This is a genomic window from Neisseria sp. P0001.S007 (genome assembly GCF_051963655.1).
Taxonomy (GTDB): domain Bacteria; phylum Pseudomonadota; class Gammaproteobacteria; order Burkholderiales; family Neisseriaceae; genus Neisseria; species Neisseria subflava_A.
In genome coordinates, this window is record NZ_JBQCUB010000007.1 from 68,853 (window position 1) to 85,262 (window position 16,410).

The window sequence follows — 16,410 nt, forward strand, 5'->3', positions numbered from 1 at the left end:
TTTCTCCTTAAGATTTGGTATAAGCCTTAGCCCACTTTATCCCCGGGCTGTGCGCCTACGTCGACATCGAGGAGCTTCAGTTTGCCCTCTGCCGTGGCGGCGGAGAGGATCATGCCTTCGGATACGCCGAATTTTGCCATTTTGCGCGGGGCGAAGTTGGCGACGGCAATGACCATGCGGCCGTTCAATTCGGCTGGATTTGGGTAAGACGCGGCGATGCCGGAGAAGATGATGCGTTTTTCAAAACCGAAATCGAGGTCGAATTTCAAAAGTTTGGTGCTGCCTTCGACGGCTTCGCAGTTCAATACTTTGGCGACGCGCATGTCGATTTTCATAAAGTCTTCGAAGCTGGCCTGTTCGGCGACTTTTTCATATTTGCTCTCTTCGGCGGCAGGCGCAGCTGCTGCGACGATGCTTTGTTTGTTGGCTTCGATTAAATCGTCCACTTGTTTTTGCTCCACTCGTTGCATTAAATGTTCGTACTTGTTGATGGCGTGTTCACCCAAGGTTTCGCGTGTATTTGCCCAAGTGATGGCTTCCAAATTTAGGAATTTGGCGGCGTTTTCGGCCACTTTCGGCAATACGGGGGCGAGGTAGGCGGTCAACATGGTAAAGGCGTTGATGAGTTCGCTGCATACTTCGTGCAGGCGTTCGTCTTGGCCTTCTTGTTTCGCCAGTTCCCACGGTTTGTTGGCATCAACGTATTCGTTGACAATGTCTGCCAAGGCCATGATGTCGCGCAGAGCTTTGGCGTATTCGCGGTTTTCGTATTGCTCGGCGATGGTCTCGCTTTCGGCAGCGAGTTTTGCCAGCAATGCGCTGTCTGAAACGTCTTTCAGACGACCTTCAAAGCGTTTGGCGATGAAACCTGATGCGCGGGCGGCGATGTTGACGTATTTGCCGACGAGGTCGCTGTTGACGCGCGAGATAAAGTCTTGCAGGTTCAAATCGATGTCTTCGATTTTGCTGTTGAGTTTGGCGGCGATGTAGTAGCGCATCCACTCGGGGTTCAGGCCTTGTTCCAGATAGGATTTGGCGGTGATGAAGGTGCCGCGCGATTTGGACATTTTTTGTCCGTCGACGGTCAAAAAGCCGTGTGCGTACACGCCGGTCGGGGCGCGGTGGCCGGAGAAATGCAGCATGGCAGGCCAGAACAGGGCGTGGAAATAGAGGATGTCTTTGCCGATGAAGTGGTACATTTCGGTTTGGCTGTCGGCTTTGAAGTATTCGTCGAAATCGACGCCGATGCGGTCGCACAGGTTTTTAAACGACGCCATGTAACCGACGGGCGCGTCCAGCCAGACGTAGAAGTATTTGCCCGGCGCGTCGGGGATTTCGAAACCGAAATACGGGGCGTCGCGGGAAATGTCCCAGTCGGACAGGGTGGTTTCTTCGCCTTCGCCCAGCCATTCTTTCATTTTGTTGAGGGCTTCGGGTTGCAGATGGGGCTTGCCGTCGTGCGGGTTGTTGCCGGAAGTCCATGCTTTGAGGAAGTCGGCGCATTCGCCCAGTTTGAAGAAGAAGTGTTCGGATTCGCGCAATTCGGGTTTGGCACCGGATACGGCGGAATACGGGTTAATCAGTTCGGTCGGGGAATAGGTCGTGCCGCAGACTTCGCAGTTGTCGCCGTATTGGTCTTGGGCGTGGCATTTGGGGCATTCGCCTTTGACGAAGCGATCGGGCAGGAACATTTGTTTTTCAGGGTCGAAAAGCTGCTCGATGACGCGGCTCTCAATCTTGCCGTTGGCTTTCAGTGCGCGGTAAATATCTTGGGAAAACTGTTTGTTTTCAGGGGAATGGGTGCTGTAATAATTGTCGTAGCCGATGTTGAAACCGGTAAAGTCGGCGAGGTGCTCTTCGCGTACTTTGGCAATCATGTCTTCAGGCGCGATGCCTTGTTTTTGCGCGGCAAGCATCACGGGTGTGCCGTGGGTGTCGTCGGCGCAGCAGTAGTAGCATTCGTGGCCGCGCAGTTTTTGGAAGCGTACCCAAACGTCGGTTTGGATGTGTTCGACCATGTGGCCGAGGTGGATGCTGCCGTTAGCATACGGCAGCGCGGAAGTGACAAGGATTTTGCGTGTCATGGTTTGTGCTTTTAAAAACAATGGATAAAGATGTCGGGAATTATACCGCAAAACAATACGCAAAGGCCGTCTGAAACCCGATTGCCGGTGTTTCAGACGGCCTTTTATTTATCGGCAGCGTATGGGATTAACCGCGTACGCGTTCGATTTTTGCGCCTACGCCGCCGAGTTTTTTCTCGATGTATTCATAGCCGCGGTCGAGGTGGTAGATGCGTTCGACGATGGTTTCGCCATCAGCGACCAAACCGGCCATGACGAGGCTGGCGGAGGCGCGCAGGTCGGTTGCCATCACGACGGCGCCGGAGAGTTTCTCTACGCCTTTGATGTAGGCGGTGTTGCCTTCGGTGGTGATGTCTGCGCCCATGCGGTTGAGTTCGGGAACGTGCATGAAGCGGTTTTCAAAAATGGTTTCCACCACGCGGCTGCTGCCCTCGGCAATGGCGTTCATGGCCATAAACTGCGCCTGCATGTCGGTTGGGAAGCCCGGGTGGACGACGGTGCGGATGTCCACGGCTTTGGGGCGTTGTTGCATGTCGATGGAAATCCAGTTGTCGCCTGCTTCGATGATGGCGCCGGCTTCGGTCAGTTTGTTTAACACAACTTCCATGGTTTTCGGTGCGGCATTGCGCAGGACGACTTTGCCGCCGGTCATGGCGACGGCGCAGAGGAAGGTACCGGCTTCGATACGGTCGGGAACGACGCTGTGTTCGCAGCCGTGCAGCTCTTTTACGCCTTCGATGGTCATGGTTGCTGTACCGATGCCGCTGATTTTTGCGCCCATTTTGACGAGGCATTCAGCCAAATCGACGACTTCGGGTTCGATGGCGCAGTTTTCGAGGATGGTGGTGCCTTCGGCGAGTGTGGCCGCCATCAGCAGGTTTTCGGTACCGCCTACGGTCACGACGTCCATGGTGACACGCGTGCCTTTCAGACGGCCTTTGGCTTTGACGTAACCGTGTTCGATGGTGATTTCCGCACCCATGGTTTCGAGGCCTTTGAGGTGTTGGTCAACCGGACGCGAACCGATGGCGCAGCCGCCGGGCAGGCTGACTTGGGCTTCGCCGAAGCGGGCAAGGGTCGGGCCCAAAACCAAGATGGATGCGCGCATGGTTTTTACCAGCTCGTAAGGTGCGCAGGTGTTGTTGACAGTGCCGCCGTTGATTTCAAATTCGGAGATGTTGTCGGTCAAAACGCGTGCGCCCATGCCTTGCAGCAGTTTTTGGGTGGTTTTGACGTCGGCGAGCATGGGTACGTTTTTCAAGCGTAAAGTGCCGGAAGTCAGCAGGCCGGCACACATCAGCGGCAGGGCGGCATTTTTTGCGCCGGATACGATGATTTCGCCGTTGAGGGGGCCGTTGGCAGAGATTTTGAGTTTGTCCACAGGATGTCTTTCGTTATTTGTCTACACGGCTTATGCCGCACAAATGAAATGAGATGATAATAAACCATCAATTATAAGGGATTATGACCTTGCTGTTAGATTTGGCAGTATTAAATTTTCACAAGGTTTGTTTAAGTTGCGAAAGGATAAGATTTCAGGCCGTCTGAATGGTTCAGACGGCCTGTTTGCCAAGGCTTATTTTTTGGCTTTGAAGCCCAAAAGGTGTTGCGTAGTGGCCAACCATGCGCCGAATACGCCCAGCGCGATGACGAAGCCGAATACCAGCGACACTTCGCTAAATGTGAAGAAACGCCAGCCGATGTTCAGGCCGTAGGGTTTGAAAATCGCGTCCACCAGCGGCCGTACTTCGGCCAGCAGCCAGGCCGACAAGCCCAAGCTGACGGCGGCGGAGAAAATACTCTGCCACATTGCCTGATAAAGGAAAGGACGGCGGATGAAGGAAGCGGGCGCACCCAACAGCTTGGTGATTTCCAACTCTTCCTTACGGCTGAGGATTTGCAGGCGGATGGTGTTGTGTGCCACCAAGACAAAGGCCATACCCAAAGTCAGCGAGAGGAACCACAAAATCTTGCGGATAAATTCGTTAATACGATAAAGGGTCTGTACCCATTCGGTATCCATGGTTGCCGATTCGACGCGCGGCAATTTGGTAATGTCTTTATAGATGGCCTGCATCTGATCCGGAGAAGTGGCAGGGTCGGGCGTAACGATAAAGACGTCGGGCAACGGGTTGCCATCGAGCATGGAAACGAGGTTTTGGTCGAGATTGGTCTGCAATTCTTCCAAACCTTCCTGCTTGCTGATAAAGCGGACTTTATCGATACGGCTGTCGCGTTGGAGCAGGTTTTTCACCGTATCGGCATCAGAACCTGCCGCATCGGTGTCCATATAAACCGTAATTTGCGGCGATTCGTTGAGTTTGCCCAATACGCTTTGTCCGCTTTGGATGCCCAAATACATAAACAGCGGCAAGGTCATGGCAACGGCAAGCATGAGCAGGGTCAGCAGCGTGCCGATGGGTTGGCGTAGAAGCTCTTTGAGCGCGGCGCGCGCTGATTCGACGTGTAGCGAGATGTAATGAATCATGCTCATGCGAGGCGTCCTTTCTGCAGGCGCAAGACGCGGTGGCCGTAATCTGCCATCAGCGTTTCATCGTGCGCCGCAACAATCACGGTCGTGCCTGCTTCATGGAAGGTTTTGAACAATTCCATAATATCCAGCGCATAGGCGCGGTCGAGGCTGGCGGACGGCTCGTCGGCAATCAGCAGGCTGGGTTGGTGAACCACTGCGCGCGCGATGCACAAGCGCTGTTGTTCGCCACCGGACAAAGTGATGGGCATATCGTTTTCGCGGCCTTTCAAGCCGACTTTCTCAATCGCAATACGCGCGCGCTCTTCCGCTTTGCGCGGCTGGTAGCCGCTAATCCGCAAAGGCAGGATAACGTTTTGCAAGACATTGCGGTCGTAGAGGATTTTGTGGTCTTGGAAGACAATGCCGATGTGTTGGCGCATAAAGCCGATCTGATTGTCGCTCAAGGTGCCGAGGTCTTGATTGTTGAACCAAACCTTGCCTTTGGTAGGCTTGGTAATGCCTGAAATCAGCTTCAAAATGGTGGATTTGCCCGAACCCGAATGGCCGGCGATAAAAATCATCTCACCTTTGTTAATCTGGAAACTGACATTTTTCAGGGCTTCGAAACCGCCGGGATAGGTTTTGGAAACTTGTTCGAAACGGATCATGGGTTTTCCTGAAAATAGGGATTCAGACGGCCGGCGTCATCGATAGGTAACATGCCGTCTGAAAAAATGGGGTTATTCACAGATTATAAATATTTCGGCTGCTTTTTGATAGTGAAACCCCGGTTCTGTCTGTGGAGACACTGCCGGTTTGCAACACAAAGCAATATGGTTTGAAATAAAGGCCGTCTGAACGATTGGGTTTCAGACGGCCTCGATATCAGCGTAGGTTAAGCACCCTATCTGCTGTTTTATTTACATTTGGTTTTGGCCAAATTCACGGCGGCGGTCAGGCTTTTTTCGTTGACTTCGCCGGTGATGGTTTGTTTGTAGCCGCATTTCGGCGCTTCGACAACTGTGAAGGGCAATACGCCGACGTTGTTGCCGTGGGCTTTCATGAAGTTGCGGCTGTTGGCGCCGGTGTAACGCCAAATCGGGTAGCTAACCGGCGTTTGTTTCAGGAACTTGCCGATGTTGTCGGTGGTATCCAGCGCGATGCCGACCATATCGACGCTGCCTTTTTTCTGAGCTTTGTACCATGCGGACATGGCGGGCATTTCTTTACGGCAGGGGCCGCACCAGGTTGCCCAAAGGTTGACCACGCGCACGGGGGCTTTGAGCGATTCCAGGCTTTGCGGTTTGTTGTCCTGCCAACCTGCCGTTTCATCGGCGGCAAAGGCCGGAGCAGCGGTAAAAACGGTGGCGGACAGTAGAAGGGCGGTTAAGGCTTTCATGGTTGTATCCTTGAGGTTGCCAATCGAAATTGTGTTTATTGTAAAACGGTTTGGTGGGTATGCCTACCGATTCGTATCAAGATATCAGGTAAAAAGTTTGAGTAAAAATCAGTTGCAGACGATAATAACCGCCATCATTGAATGATTTTGCAATAATACGGAGACTTTCATGCCGTCTGAATTCACACTTTATCACAACCCGCGTTGCAGCAAATCACGTGACGCGCTGGCTTTGCTCGAAGAAAAAGGCGTTGCCGCCGACGTGGTCAAATATCTGGATACCGCGCCCGATTTGGCGACTTTGCAGGATATGTTTGCCAAACTCGGCATCGAATCGGTGCGCGGCATGATGCGCACCAAAGACGATTTGTACAAAGAATTGGGTTTGGACAATCCCGATTTGGACAATGCCGCCCTGCTTCAGGCAATTGCCGAACACCCTGCCCTGCTCGAGCGTCCCGTTTTGGTAACGCCTACGCGCGCAGCCATCGGCCGTCCGTTGGAAAACATTGCCGCCCTACTCGGCTGATGGGGTTGGATAAGGCCGTCTGAAGATGATTTCCCTGCTTAAAAGCCGCAATGGCCTGCGATATTACCTGTTTCGCGGCCTTGCTTTGAGCGTTTTGCTGGTGTGCGGTATTTTTTTGAGCGGCACATGGCAGATTTACCGGACAGGTTTGCAAACCTTGCCGAAGGACGCTCATGCCGATGCGGCGGTGGTGTTGGGTGCGGCGGCGTGGGACAAACGCCCGTCGCCAGTGTTCCGTGAGCGCATCAACCATGCCATCACGCTCTACCAAAGCCATCGGGTCGGCAAAATCATTTTCACCGGCGGTACGCCCAAAAAAGGATTCATGACCGAAGCCGAAGTGGGGCGCCGATACGCGCTCAAGCAGGGCATACCGGCGCACAATATCCTATTTGAAAACACGTCGCGCAACACTTACGAAAACCTGCGCAATATCGTCCCTATCATGCACGCCAACGGAGTCGGCAGCATTATCGTTGTCAGCGACCCGTATCATTTGGCGCGCGCTGAAGAAATGGCCGCCGATTTGGGCTTGTCAGATGCGCAGTTCTCCGCCACCCCGACCACGCGCTTTGATGAGCGCAGCAAGAAAGCCAAGTTCCTGATGCAGGAGAGCTATTCTTTGTTTCTCTACCGTATCGGCAAATGGAGCGATGCAGTTTGGAATTGGATAGGTGGTTGAGCTTTCGGTAATCTATGTAAAAGGCCGTCTGAAGCCTTTTAGGTTTCAGACGGCCTAAATGTATTCTTACTTATTGATATTGATTTGCAGCTACACTGCCAAAAAAGACTACAGCCAGTACCAGATAAATTACCATTACGATGGCAAACAGAATCAAGGTAGCCTTGAAATAATTAGCTTTATTTGGATTAGTGTTTGAGCCGAATGCCCATACAAGCATCATAACTATATTGACCAGCGGAATCATCATAATCAAGTTTGTTATCAACCATTCTTTGACGCTTACAATCGGAGCCTGTTGATGGCCGATTTGGTTTTGTCCGTTCATATGTACTCAGTAATTTTGTTGAAAGAACAGTAATTATACTCATTAAATCTTTATGGGCATAGCATGCTCAGGCCGTCTGAATCTTCAGACGGCCTGAGCCTGAGACCTTTGCAAAAAAGCCCTTCCCACGACAGCCGAAATCCAAACACAGGTTTTCGTCTATTTCCGCTCCTAATTACTCCTGATTTTACCCAAATACCCCCTTAATCCTCCCCGGACACCCGATAATCAGGCATCCGGCCGCCTTTTAGGCGGCAGCAGGCGCACTTAGCCTGTTAGCGGCTTTCAATAGGTTCAAACACATCGCCTTCAGATGGCTTTGTGCACTCACTTTAATCAGTCCAAAATAGGCTGCCCGGGCGTAGCGGAATTTACGGTGCAGCGTACCGAAGCTTTGTTCGACCACATAACGAGTCTTCGACAAATACCGGTTGCGTTTGGTTTGCGCTTCCGACAGCGGATGGTTGCGGTGGGCTTTGCGCATAATGCCGTCCTGCAGCCGATGCTCTTTCAGATGTTGCCGGTTTTCCTTGATGAAAATAAATTTCCTATTACAGATAATCCGACACTATATGTTGATTCATATGCCAAAATGATTTGGGATCCAAGTGATTTTAATACACCAAACATGAATGATAATGCTCAAACAAATAAAGAATATCAGCATTTAGCAAATCGTTTACTTATTACACAACCTATAGTTGAACGTTTAATTTCTCAAAATTATACCCAAAATAGTGAAGAATTTGATAAAGCGGAAACAGGACTAAATTCAATCTTACATAAATATCGATATAATCGTTTAAAAGCTTTTTTAACAGATGTAACACCTATAAAGTTTAAACAACAAGAAGGTCGAAATTTGACATCTGAAGAGCATAATTTGCTGCAAGATGCAAATTTAGCATCCCAATATTATGCTAGACTAAAGATGTTCTCAGATAATATTTATAAAAAAGGGATGAATGTACAGAGTGATATTCTAAAAGAAAAATTCCCACATCTAAAAGATAAAATTATTAGTGCAAATAAACCTGACAATTATACGGAAAATGGAAAAGTTGTAGGTTTAATATCAGATTTTGGAGCAGTAAAATTTATTATGTATACCAACCCAGAACAAAATCAAATATTGAAAACTAGATTTATTATCGAATAAATAGAAAGCCGTCTTATGTATAGTAATAAATTAATAACCCTGTTTTTTCTATTGCCTTTATTGTGCCATGCAGTTGAGTTTGATGAAACTCAATATAACGACTGTAAAGATAGAGCTATGTTATGTGTTGCTAGAATTTATTCTCCCAAAGGCAATAACTATAAATCTATGTGGTATGACGACAATGGCAAGTTAGCATTTATATCCTTTACTAATCAACAAATGGAAAATCAAGGTCGCCCATCTCTAGCGATGTTTATTAGTGATGACAAAATATCTGATACCAATATTGATGAATTTTTAGCATCTTTCGATCCTGATAAATATCGAATATCTCATGATCCAAGATATAAATTTTTACCATTAGTATGTCGAACTCATTGTGATCCTTATTCTCTTTTTAATATTGATAACAAATTTGAACCTGATGATAAAGATAAAATCTTTTTTTCAATCCCGACAGATAACACAGATTTTTATAAGAGTTTTTATTTAAATAAGGATTATATAGAAGGTATATATCCTAATTAAATGTTATAGCCTTTGTCGGCATAGACGGTCGTACCTTTGGGCAGCCCTTCCAACAAAGGTGACAGGTGTTTGCACTCATGGGCATTGGCGGGGGTAATGTGCAGTTTCTCGATATAGCCTTCCTCATCGGTACGGGTATGTTGTTTGTAACCGAGTCTGTAGAGGCTGTTTTTCTTTGTCCAACGGGCATCGTTGTCCTTACTCGGTGTGGTTTGGCCACTGATTCGTCCTTCCTCATCGACTTCTATGGCCTGGCGCTGTTTGCTGCCGGCGGTTTGAATAATGGTGGCGTCAATGACGGCGGCGGATGCTTTCTCTACTTTTAGGTTTTTTTCGGTCAGTTGGCGGTTAATCAGTTCCAGCAATTCGGACAGGGTGTCGTCTTGCGCCAGCCAGTTGCGGTAGCGCATAAGGTGCTGTAATCGGGAATGATCAGTTCGTCAAAACGGCAAAACAGGTTGAAGTCGATGCGGGTGATGAGGCTGTGTTCGAGTTCGGGATCGGAGAAGCTGTGCCATTGTCCGAGCAGGACGGCTTTGAACATGGACAACAGGGGATAGGCGGGACGGCCGCGGTGATCTCTAAGGTAACGGGTTCTTTGACGATTCAGGTACTGTTCGATCGGTTGCTAATCAATTACCTGATCCAACTTCAATAGTGGGAAGCGGTCGATGTGTTTGGCAATCATGGCTTGTGCGGTTTGCTGGAAGAAGGTGCTCATGAGAAATCCCCTAAATGTCTTGGTGGGAATTTAGGGGATTTTGGAGAATTTTGCAAAGGTCTCAGCCTATGATTCTTGCAGCCGCTATTTCAATTGGATGTAAAACGTACCGTCCGGCACGACGGGCAGGTATTTGCGGTAGAAGTCCAGATAGGTCTTGTTTGGGTCTATGTCGGCAAACTGCTGCGGATACAGGGTTTTGGCGATAAATTGCGCGCTGGCCAAATCGGTGAGCGAGCGGGAGGCGGTGTGGTAGATGCCGTAAACGCGTTTGTTTTTGACGGCAGGAATGTCTGCCCAGCCTTTGCGTTTGACAAATCCGGCCAGGCGGCGTTGCGCATCGGCCTGGCTGATGCCTATGCCCATCGCCATAATGCCAGGCTTGTCTTTATGGCCGTTTTCCGTCCCCGAAATGACGATGACGTCAGGTTTGGCCGTCAGGAATTTTTCAGGGTTTATCGGTCCCCAGTTTTTAACGTAAGGCGCGGCGATATTGTTGCCGCCTGCTGTGTCGGCAATCGCGCCCCACATATCTTTGCCGAAGGTGTAGCTGTATTCGGACGGGCCTTTGTCGCCGAACTCGATATAGATTTTCGGTTTGGACTGCTTGGCGCGCGCGACGCGTTTTTGGATGTCGGCAATGCCTCGGGCGTATTCGGCGGCAATTTTTTGGGCGCGCGCCTGCGTACCGTTGAGTTCGCCGAAAATTTCCGCACTGCGCGTGTGCCGCGCGACGGTTTCGGCGTTGAAATCGACCACGACGACGGGTATGCCTGCCGCTTCAATGCGCGGCAGGTGGGTGGCGACGGCCTTATACTGCCAGTCGGCCAGAATCAATACGTCCGGCTTGAGCGCGAGCGTTTTCTCCAGTGAAAACGTGCCGGTGCTGATGTTGCCAATGTCCGCAATGTTTTGCAGCGTAGGCAGCTTCTGTTTGAACATCGCCCAGCTGCCGGGATTGAATTTCTCCCAAAACTCACGCGAAATGCCGATGACGTTTTTAAATTTGTCCGCGCCCGTTACCGCGATATAGTCGGGATAGTAAAACGCCAAAACCGCGCGTTTGACAGGGACATCGACTTTGACTTCGCGTCCCAATACGTCTTTGATAGTTTTGATTTCGGCTTGGGCAAAAAGGGGCAGGAGGGCGAGGGCGGCAAATAAAGCGCGTTTGTTCATGAGCGGATACTTTCAAAGAAATGATTATCATTTGTCTTGTTTTCAGGAGAAAAGTTCCCAGACGGTCCTTCTGCGCTGACATTATTTTCAGACGGCCGTACATTGTTTAAACCTTGCCGAAAAAGTAAAATACCTGTTTTCAAAGACTTTGGAGCCATCATGACCGTCAAAACCCGTTTCGCCCCCAGCCCCACCGGCTACCTGCACATCGGCGGCGTACGCACCGCCTTGTTTTCATGGGCGTTTGCCCGCCATCATAAAGGCGAGTTCCTATTGCGTATCGAAGACACCGACTTGGCGCGCTCTACTGCCGAATCCGTCAACATCATCCTCGACGGCATGAAATGGGTCGGCCTGAACTACGACAACGCCGACAACGTCGTGTACCAAACCCGCCGTTTCGACCGCTATAAAGAAGTCATCGCCGAACTCTTGGAAAAAGGCGCTGCCTACTACTGCTATTGCAGCAAAGAAGAGCTGGAAGCCATGCGCGAGAAAGCCGAAAAAGAAGGCACGGCAACTTACGACCGCCGCTGGCGTCCGGAAGAAGGCAAAACTCTGCCCGAAATCCCTGCCGACGTGCAACCTGTTGTCCGTTTCAAAACGCCTTTGGACGGCGTGACCAAATGGACGGACTTGGTCAAAGGCGAAATCTCCATCCCCAACGAAGCGCTCGACGACCTGATTATCGCCCGCGCCGACGGCACGCCGACCTACAACTTCTGCGTCGTGGTGGACGACTACGACATGGGCATTACCCACGTTATCCGTGGCGACGACCATGTGAACAACACGCCGAAACAAATCAACATCTTAAAAGCCATTGGCGCCACCCTCCCCGAATACGGCCACCTGCCCATGATTCTCAACGAACAAGGCAAAAAAATCTCCAAACGCAGCGGCGATACCGTTGCCATCACTGATTTTGGCGCAATGGGCATCCTGCCCGAAGCCATGCTCAACTATCTGGCACGCTTGGGCTGGGCGCACGGCGACGACGAATTCTTCACGATGGAACAATTCATCGAATGGTTTGATTTGAAAGACGTTTCCCCCTCCCCAAGTCGCATGGACTTGAAGAAACTCTACTGGATTAACGGCGAACACATCAAAATCACCGCCAACGAAAAACTGGCCGAAATGGTGAAACCGCGCCTCGCCCTGCGCGATATCCACGAAACAAGCAAGCCTGCTTTGGAAGACGTGTTGGCATTGGTCAAAGACCGCGCCCAAGACCTGAACACACTTGCCGACGAGTGCCTCTACTTCTACGTCAAACAAACCCCTGCCGAAGCAGACGTGCAGAAACACTGGGACGACGAAGCCGCCGCCCGTATGCTGCGCTTTGCCGAACGCCTCGAAGGGCTGGAAGACTGGACCGCCGAAGCCATCCACGACCTGTTCAAACCTTTCTGCGACGAAGAAGGCATTAAAATGGGCAAACTCGGTATGCCCCTGCGCCTCGCTGTCTGCGGTACGGCAAAAACCCCAAGCGTCGATGCCGTATTGGCATTAATCGGCAAAGAAGAAGTGTTGAAACGGATCCGTTCGTAAGGCATGAATGATAAAAGGCCGTCTGAAAACTGGGAATGCCAAGTTTTCAGACGGCCTTTTCTAATAAAACTAGAAAATAATGGAATAAGGCGGAGAATATGAGAAAATAATAGCCGCCTGCCTGTTACAACTGCCGATTGAATTAACTTTTATCGGCAGCCTGAATGTCCGGATTGGATAAAATAAGCCATCAAGAACAAAGGCCAACAAGCATATTATGTAAACTTGGCGGCTGAAAAATCGGCTCTGCGCTTTACTTTACCAATCAAACAGCTTTAAAGGAAAACCCATGAAAAAAACCTTACTTGCCCTGATGATGTTATCCGCCGCCGCGGCGTATGCCGGTGAGGCGGAAGACCGTTTGCTGTCCGTCCAATCGGTTTACCGTGCCGCTTTACATGAGCAAAACAGCAACGATAACAAAATCATTTCCCTGCAAAGCGATTTGGAAAGCGCGCAGCGCCGTTTGCAGGCTGCGCAATCCGATATTGACCGTTTGAAAGGCGAAATTCAGACGGCCTTGGCTCAGAAAGAGCAGCAAAATGCCAAGCTGCAACAAGCCGGCCAGATGTTGGACGCGGCGTGGAATGCCGTTTACGGCGCAGGCGGCAGCAAGGCGAATCAATAATTTAGACATTGTATTATTTGCGTTTTACGCTTCTTTTATCATATTTATAAGGAAACCTCATGTCCCTACCTCCCTGCCCGAAATGCCACTCCGAATACACTTACGAAGACGGCGCTCAATACGTTTGCCCTGAGTGCGCCCATGAGTGGAACGAGGCCGATGCTGCGGCTGCCGGCGATGATGCCTTGGAAGTCAAAGATGCTAACGGCGCAGTCTTGCAAGATGGCGATACGGTTGTCTTGATTAAAGATCTGAAAGTCAAAGGCAGCTCTATGGTCATCAAGCAAGGCACCAAAGTCAAAGGCATCCGCCTGCAAGAGGGCGACCACAATATCGGTTGCAAAATCGATGGCAGCGCGATGAACTTGAAATCTGAGTTCGTCAAAAAAGCCTAAAGATTTTATTTTTGAAAGGCCGTCTGAAATCCGAAGATTAGGATCCAGACGGCCTTTATACATTTCATTCAAAATAAAATAAATCTTTATTTAAAATTAAATAGATTGAATAGATTTGAATTTCAGGCCGTCTGAAAAAGCGGCGGCAAAATGTTCCACACATACGCGGGTGTAAAACCGTTAAAATAACGCTTTCCCCTATTCTACGGAACCATTATGCCTCAGCCGACCGCCAAACAGATTTTGCACGAAGTATTCGGTTATCCCGAATTTCGTGGCAAGCAGGAGGCTATCGTTAATGCTTTGGCTGGCGGCGAGAGTTTGATGGTGCTGATGCCGACAGGTGGGGGTAAGTCTTTGTGTTACCAGATTCCGGCGCTGATGCGCGAAGGCGTGGCAGTTGTCGTATCGCCGCTGATTGCGCTGATGAACGACCAAGTGGCCAGTCTGCATGTGGCCGGGATTGAAGCGGCGGCAGTCAACAGCGGCACATCGGCAGATGAGGCACGCGATATTGCCGACAAGCTTGCCCAAGGCCGTCTGAAACTGCTTTATGCCGCTCCGGAACGCTTGGTTACCGACCGCTTTTTACGTTTTCTCGACCAACAAACCGTCAGCCTGTTTGCTATTGATGAGGCGCATTGCGTCAGCCAATGGGGACACGATTTCCGCCCCGAATATCAACAGCTCGGCATGCTTGCCGAACGCTATCCGAACATCCCACGCATCGCCCTGACCGCTACCGCCGATGCGGCCACGCGCGCCGACATCAAGCATTATCTGCATTTGGACAATGCGCCCGAATTTATTTCCAGCTTTGACCGCCCGAATATTTATTATCAGGTTATCGAGAAAAACAATGGCAAAAAACAATTGCTGGATTTCATCCGCAAGCAGATGCATGGGCAAAGCGGTATTGTGTATTGCCTAAGCCGCAAAAAAGTCGAGGATGTGGCGCAGTTTTTGTGTGAAAACGGCTTGGAGGCGATTCCATATCATGCCGGTTTGAGCATGGACGTGCGCGAGGAAAACCAGCGCCGCTTTACGCATGAAGACAATATTATTGTGGTGGCGACCGTGGCGTTCGGTATGGGCATAGACAAACCCGACGTGCGCTTTGTCGCCCATCTCGATATGCCCCAGAGTGTCGAACATTTCTATCAGGAATCGGGGCGCGCCGGTCGGGACGGGCTGCCTGCCGTGAGCTGGCTGTGTTACGGTTTGAACGATTGGGTGTTGCTGCGCGAACGTATTGCCGAAGGCAACAGCGATGAAGTGCAAAAGCAAATCGAAATGCAAAAACTGGATGCCATGCTTTCCGTCTGCGAAACCGCTGCCTGCCGCCGCGTACTGCTGCTTAAACATTTCGGCGAAGAATCCGAACCCTGCGGCCATTGCGACAACTGCCTGCATCCACCCGTGCGGTTTGACGGCACGGTGTTGGTGCAAAAATTACTCAGCTGCGTGTACCGCGCCGGACAACGTTTTGCCGCCGGTTACATCACCAACCTTTTGCGCGGCAAAAGCGACGATTGGATACAGCGCAACGGCCATGACAAGTTATCCACATTCGGCATCGGCAGCGAACAGACCGACAAGGAATGGCGCAGCGTCATCCGCCAGTGCATCAGCTTGGGCTATCTCACCGTCAATGTCGAGCAGCATCAAGCCCTGCAGCTGACAGAAGCGGCAAAAAAAGTCCTTAAGGGCGAAACCGAAGTCATGCTGCGTCCCCTGCGCCGCGAAAAAACGGCCATCCAAAAACCGAAAGACGATTGGTTGCGTACCGAGCGCGAAGAGCGTTTGTGGCAGGCATTGCGCCAATGGCGGCAACAACGTGCCCGGGCCGAGGAAGTGCCTGCCTATGTGGTTTGTGGCGACAAAACCCTGCGCGATATTGTCGAAAAAATGCCCCGAAGTTTGGAAGATTTACATCAAATCTACGGCTTGGGCGAGGCGAAAATCAATAAATTCGGTTTGGAGATACTCGACGTTTGCGAAACGGCTGAAGCCGGTACGGTTTCCACAGACAGCGCACAAGTTATCCACAGCTTGGGCGAGCGCGAACAGGCCTTAAAACAGGCTTTGGAAACTTGGCGCGAGCAGCAGGCAAGTGCCGATCAAGTAACGCTGGGTACGGTATTCTCCAACGAAAGCATGGACGATTTGCTGACCAATACGCCTTCCGAACCCATCGACCTTTTAGGTGTATATAAACTCGGAGAAAAACGCATCGAGCAATACGGCGAGGGTATTTTAAACATCTGCCGCCCGTTTTCAGACGGCCTGAGTGAAGAGGACAAACGCAAACGCCGATTGATGCGTCGTCTGCTTCAGTGGAATATCGATACTGCCCGCCATGAAGGCCTCGAAGCCTATCAGATATGCAGCAAAGTCACCTTGCGCGCCATTGCCGCCCGACGGCCGCAAGATTTGGCGGAGTTGGCGGAAATCCACGGCATGAATGAGGAGAAAACCGACAAATACGGCGCAGAAATTGTCGAATTGTGCAAACAAGCGGATTAATTGACCGCGTTTTATCGTTAAAAGCCGTCTGAAACCCAATCAAGCATGGTGTTTCAGACGGCCTTTTTGAATTTTTAATCTTTATAAAACAATGAATAAGAAAATATTTGTATTGAATGTGTCAGTTTTTTGAGGCCGTCACGTCTAAACAGCCATGAAATATGGGATGGTGTCGATTGATTTTTCGTCCCATCCCATTCAACACACATCGATAAGGAAAAT

At 50.4% G+C, this 16,410-nt stretch carries 15 protein-coding genes and 2 pseudogenes; 8 read left to right on the forward strand and 9 right to left on the reverse strand.

Going from position 1 to position 16,410, the window contains the following annotated elements; all coding sequences use genetic code 11:
* Positions 1–26 precede the first annotated feature (26 nt).
* The 5 genes from metG to ACTHRE_RS07550 form a co-directional block, all read right to left on the reverse strand.
* Entirely contained in the window at positions 27–2,084 is a 2,058-nt protein-coding gene (gene metG, locus ACTHRE_RS07530) for a methionine--tRNA ligase (protein WP_440344933.1), read from the reverse strand.
* A gap of 127 nt (positions 2,085–2,211) precedes the next feature.
* The gene (murA, locus tag ACTHRE_RS07535) at positions 2,212–3,465 is read right to left on the reverse strand and encodes a UDP-N-acetylglucosamine 1-carboxyvinyltransferase (RefSeq protein ID WP_070504121.1); all 1,254 of its coding nucleotides are present in this window, start codon (positions 3,463–3,465) and stop codon (positions 2,212–2,214) included.
* A 195-nt stretch (positions 3,466–3,660) separates the two neighbouring features.
* Positions 3,661–4,578, reverse strand: coding sequence for a permease-like cell division protein FtsX (ftsX, locus tag ACTHRE_RS07540; protein ID WP_063076502.1), 918 nt, complete (start codon positions 4,576–4,578; stop codon positions 3,661–3,663).
* On the reverse strand, positions 4,575–5,225 hold the full coding sequence (ftsE, locus tag ACTHRE_RS07545; protein WP_003681151.1) for a cell division ATP-binding protein FtsE: 651 nt from the start codon (positions 5,223–5,225) through the stop codon (positions 4,575–4,577). Before ftsE ends, ftsX begins: the two co-directional genes overlap by 4 nt.
* Before the next feature lie 248 nt (positions 5,226–5,473).
* Complete coding sequence (locus ACTHRE_RS07550; protein ID WP_049349226.1) at positions 5,474–5,956, reverse strand: TlpA disulfide reductase family protein; 483 nt, start codon at positions 5,954–5,956, stop codon at positions 5,474–5,476.
* Positions 5,957–6,125: 169 nt separating this feature from the next.
* On the opposite strand from ACTHRE_RS07550, the gene arsC reads away from it, so the two are divergent.
* Both arsC and ACTHRE_RS07560 read left to right on the forward strand, forming a co-directional pair.
* The gene (gene arsC / locus ACTHRE_RS07555; RefSeq protein WP_070584450.1) at positions 6,126–6,485 is read left to right on the forward strand and encodes an arsenate reductase (glutaredoxin); all 360 of its coding nucleotides are present in this window, start codon (positions 6,126–6,128) and stop codon (positions 6,483–6,485) included.
* A 25-nt stretch (positions 6,486–6,510) separates the two neighbouring features.
* Positions 6,511–7,167, forward strand: a complete 657-nt coding sequence (locus ACTHRE_RS07560; RefSeq protein WP_070584448.1) for a YdcF family protein — start codon at positions 6,511–6,513, stop codon at positions 7,165–7,167.
* A gap of 70 nt (positions 7,168–7,237) precedes the next feature.
* On the opposite strand, the gene ACTHRE_RS07565 is transcribed toward ACTHRE_RS07560, so the two are convergent.
* On the reverse strand, positions 7,238–7,495 hold the full coding sequence (locus tag ACTHRE_RS07565; RefSeq protein WP_070837238.1) for a hypothetical protein: 258 nt from the start codon (positions 7,493–7,495) through the stop codon (positions 7,238–7,240).
* Between the two features lie 247 nt (positions 7,496–7,742).
* Positions 7,743–8,024, reverse strand: a pseudogene (locus ACTHRE_RS07570) (transposase); the annotation flags it as partial.
* On the opposite strand from ACTHRE_RS07570, the gene ACTHRE_RS07575 reads away from it, so the two are divergent.
* Positions 7,965–8,654: a hypothetical protein gene (locus ACTHRE_RS07575; RefSeq protein ID WP_377073486.1), complete on the forward strand. Its 690-nt coding sequence runs from the start codon at positions 7,965–7,967 to the stop codon at positions 8,652–8,654. The pseudogene ACTHRE_RS07570 and the gene ACTHRE_RS07575 sit on opposite strands and share 60 nt — an antisense overlap.
* 15 nt (positions 8,655–8,669) lie before the next feature.
* Positions 8,670–9,185, forward strand: a complete 516-nt coding sequence (locus ACTHRE_RS07580; RefSeq protein WP_377073484.1) for a hypothetical protein — start codon at positions 8,670–8,672, stop codon at positions 9,183–9,185.
* Between the two features lie 2 nt (positions 9,186–9,187).
* Here the strand turns inward: ACTHRE_RS07580 and ACTHRE_RS07585 are convergent.
* Positions 9,188–9,906: pseudogene (locus ACTHRE_RS07585) on the reverse strand (IS5 family transposase); the annotation flags it as partial.
* Between the two features lie 84 nt (positions 9,907–9,990).
* Positions 9,991–11,085, reverse strand: a complete 1,095-nt coding sequence (locus tag ACTHRE_RS07590; RefSeq protein ID WP_107868355.1) for an ABC transporter substrate-binding protein — start codon at positions 11,083–11,085, stop codon at positions 9,991–9,993.
* A gap of 159 nt (positions 11,086–11,244) precedes the next feature.
* Between ACTHRE_RS07590 and gltX the strand changes: the two genes are divergently transcribed.
* The 4 genes from gltX (at position 11,245) to recQ (ending at position 16,188) form a co-directional block, all read left to right on the forward strand.
* Positions 11,245–12,639 (forward strand): glutamate--tRNA ligase, encoded by a 1,395-nt coding sequence (gltX, locus tag ACTHRE_RS07595; protein WP_377073482.1) that lies wholly within the window; start codon positions 11,245–11,247, stop codon positions 12,637–12,639.
* Between the two features lie 289 nt (positions 12,640–12,928).
* Entirely contained in the window at positions 12,929–13,267 is a 339-nt protein-coding gene (locus ACTHRE_RS07600) for a hypothetical protein (RefSeq protein ID WP_377073480.1), read from the forward strand.
* A 59-nt stretch (positions 13,268–13,326) separates the two neighbouring features.
* Positions 13,327–13,662, forward strand: a complete 336-nt coding sequence (locus ACTHRE_RS07605) for a zinc ribbon domain-containing protein YjdM (protein ID WP_049323689.1) — start codon at positions 13,327–13,329, stop codon at positions 13,660–13,662.
* Between the two features lie 216 nt (positions 13,663–13,878).
* On the forward strand, positions 13,879–16,188 hold the full coding sequence (gene recQ / locus ACTHRE_RS07610) for a DNA helicase RecQ (RefSeq protein ID WP_377073478.1): 2,310 nt from the start codon (positions 13,879–13,881) through the stop codon (positions 16,186–16,188).
* Positions 16,189–16,410: the final 222 nt, after the last annotated feature.

Bases quoted from the DNA above. Each gene is read 5' to 3' on its own strand.
- metG (WP_440344933.1), bottom strand. From the start codon at position 2,084: ATGACACGCAAAATCCTTGTCACTTCCGCGCTGCCGTATGCTAACGGC.
- ftsX (WP_063076502.1), bottom strand. From the start codon at position 4,578: ATGAGCATGATTCATTACATCTCGCTACACGTCGAATCAGCGCGCGCC.
- ftsE (WP_003681151.1), bottom strand. From the start codon at position 5,225: ATGATCCGTTTCGAACAAGTTTCCAAAACCTATCCCGGCGGTTTCGAA.
- ACTHRE_RS07550 (WP_049349226.1), bottom strand. From the start codon at position 5,956: ATGAAAGCCTTAACCGCCCTTCTACTGTCCGCCACCGTTTTTACCGCT.
- arsC (WP_070584450.1), top strand. From the start codon at position 6,126: ATGCCGTCTGAATTCACACTTTATCACAACCCGCGTTGCAGCAAATCA.
- ACTHRE_RS07560 (WP_070584448.1), top strand. From the start codon at position 6,511: ATGATTTCCCTGCTTAAAAGCCGCAATGGCCTGCGATATTACCTGTTT.
- ACTHRE_RS07565 (WP_070837238.1), bottom strand. From the start codon at position 7,495: ATGAACGGACAAAACCAAATCGGCCATCAACAGGCTCCGATTGTAAGC.
- ACTHRE_RS07580 (WP_377073484.1), top strand. From the start codon at position 8,670: ATGTATAGTAATAAATTAATAACCCTGTTTTTTCTATTGCCTTTATTG.
- ACTHRE_RS07590 (WP_107868355.1), bottom strand. From the start codon at position 11,085: ATGAACAAACGCGCTTTATTTGCCGCCCTCGCCCTCCTGCCCCTTTTT.
- gltX (WP_377073482.1), top strand. From the start codon at position 11,245: ATGACCGTCAAAACCCGTTTCGCCCCCAGCCCCACCGGCTACCTGCAC.
- ACTHRE_RS07600 (WP_377073480.1), top strand. From the start codon at position 12,929: ATGAAAAAAACCTTACTTGCCCTGATGATGTTATCCGCCGCCGCGGCG.
- ACTHRE_RS07605 (WP_049323689.1), top strand. From the start codon at position 13,327: ATGTCCCTACCTCCCTGCCCGAAATGCCACTCCGAATACACTTACGAA.
- recQ (WP_377073478.1), top strand. From the start codon at position 13,879: ATGCCTCAGCCGACCGCCAAACAGATTTTGCACGAAGTATTCGGTTAT.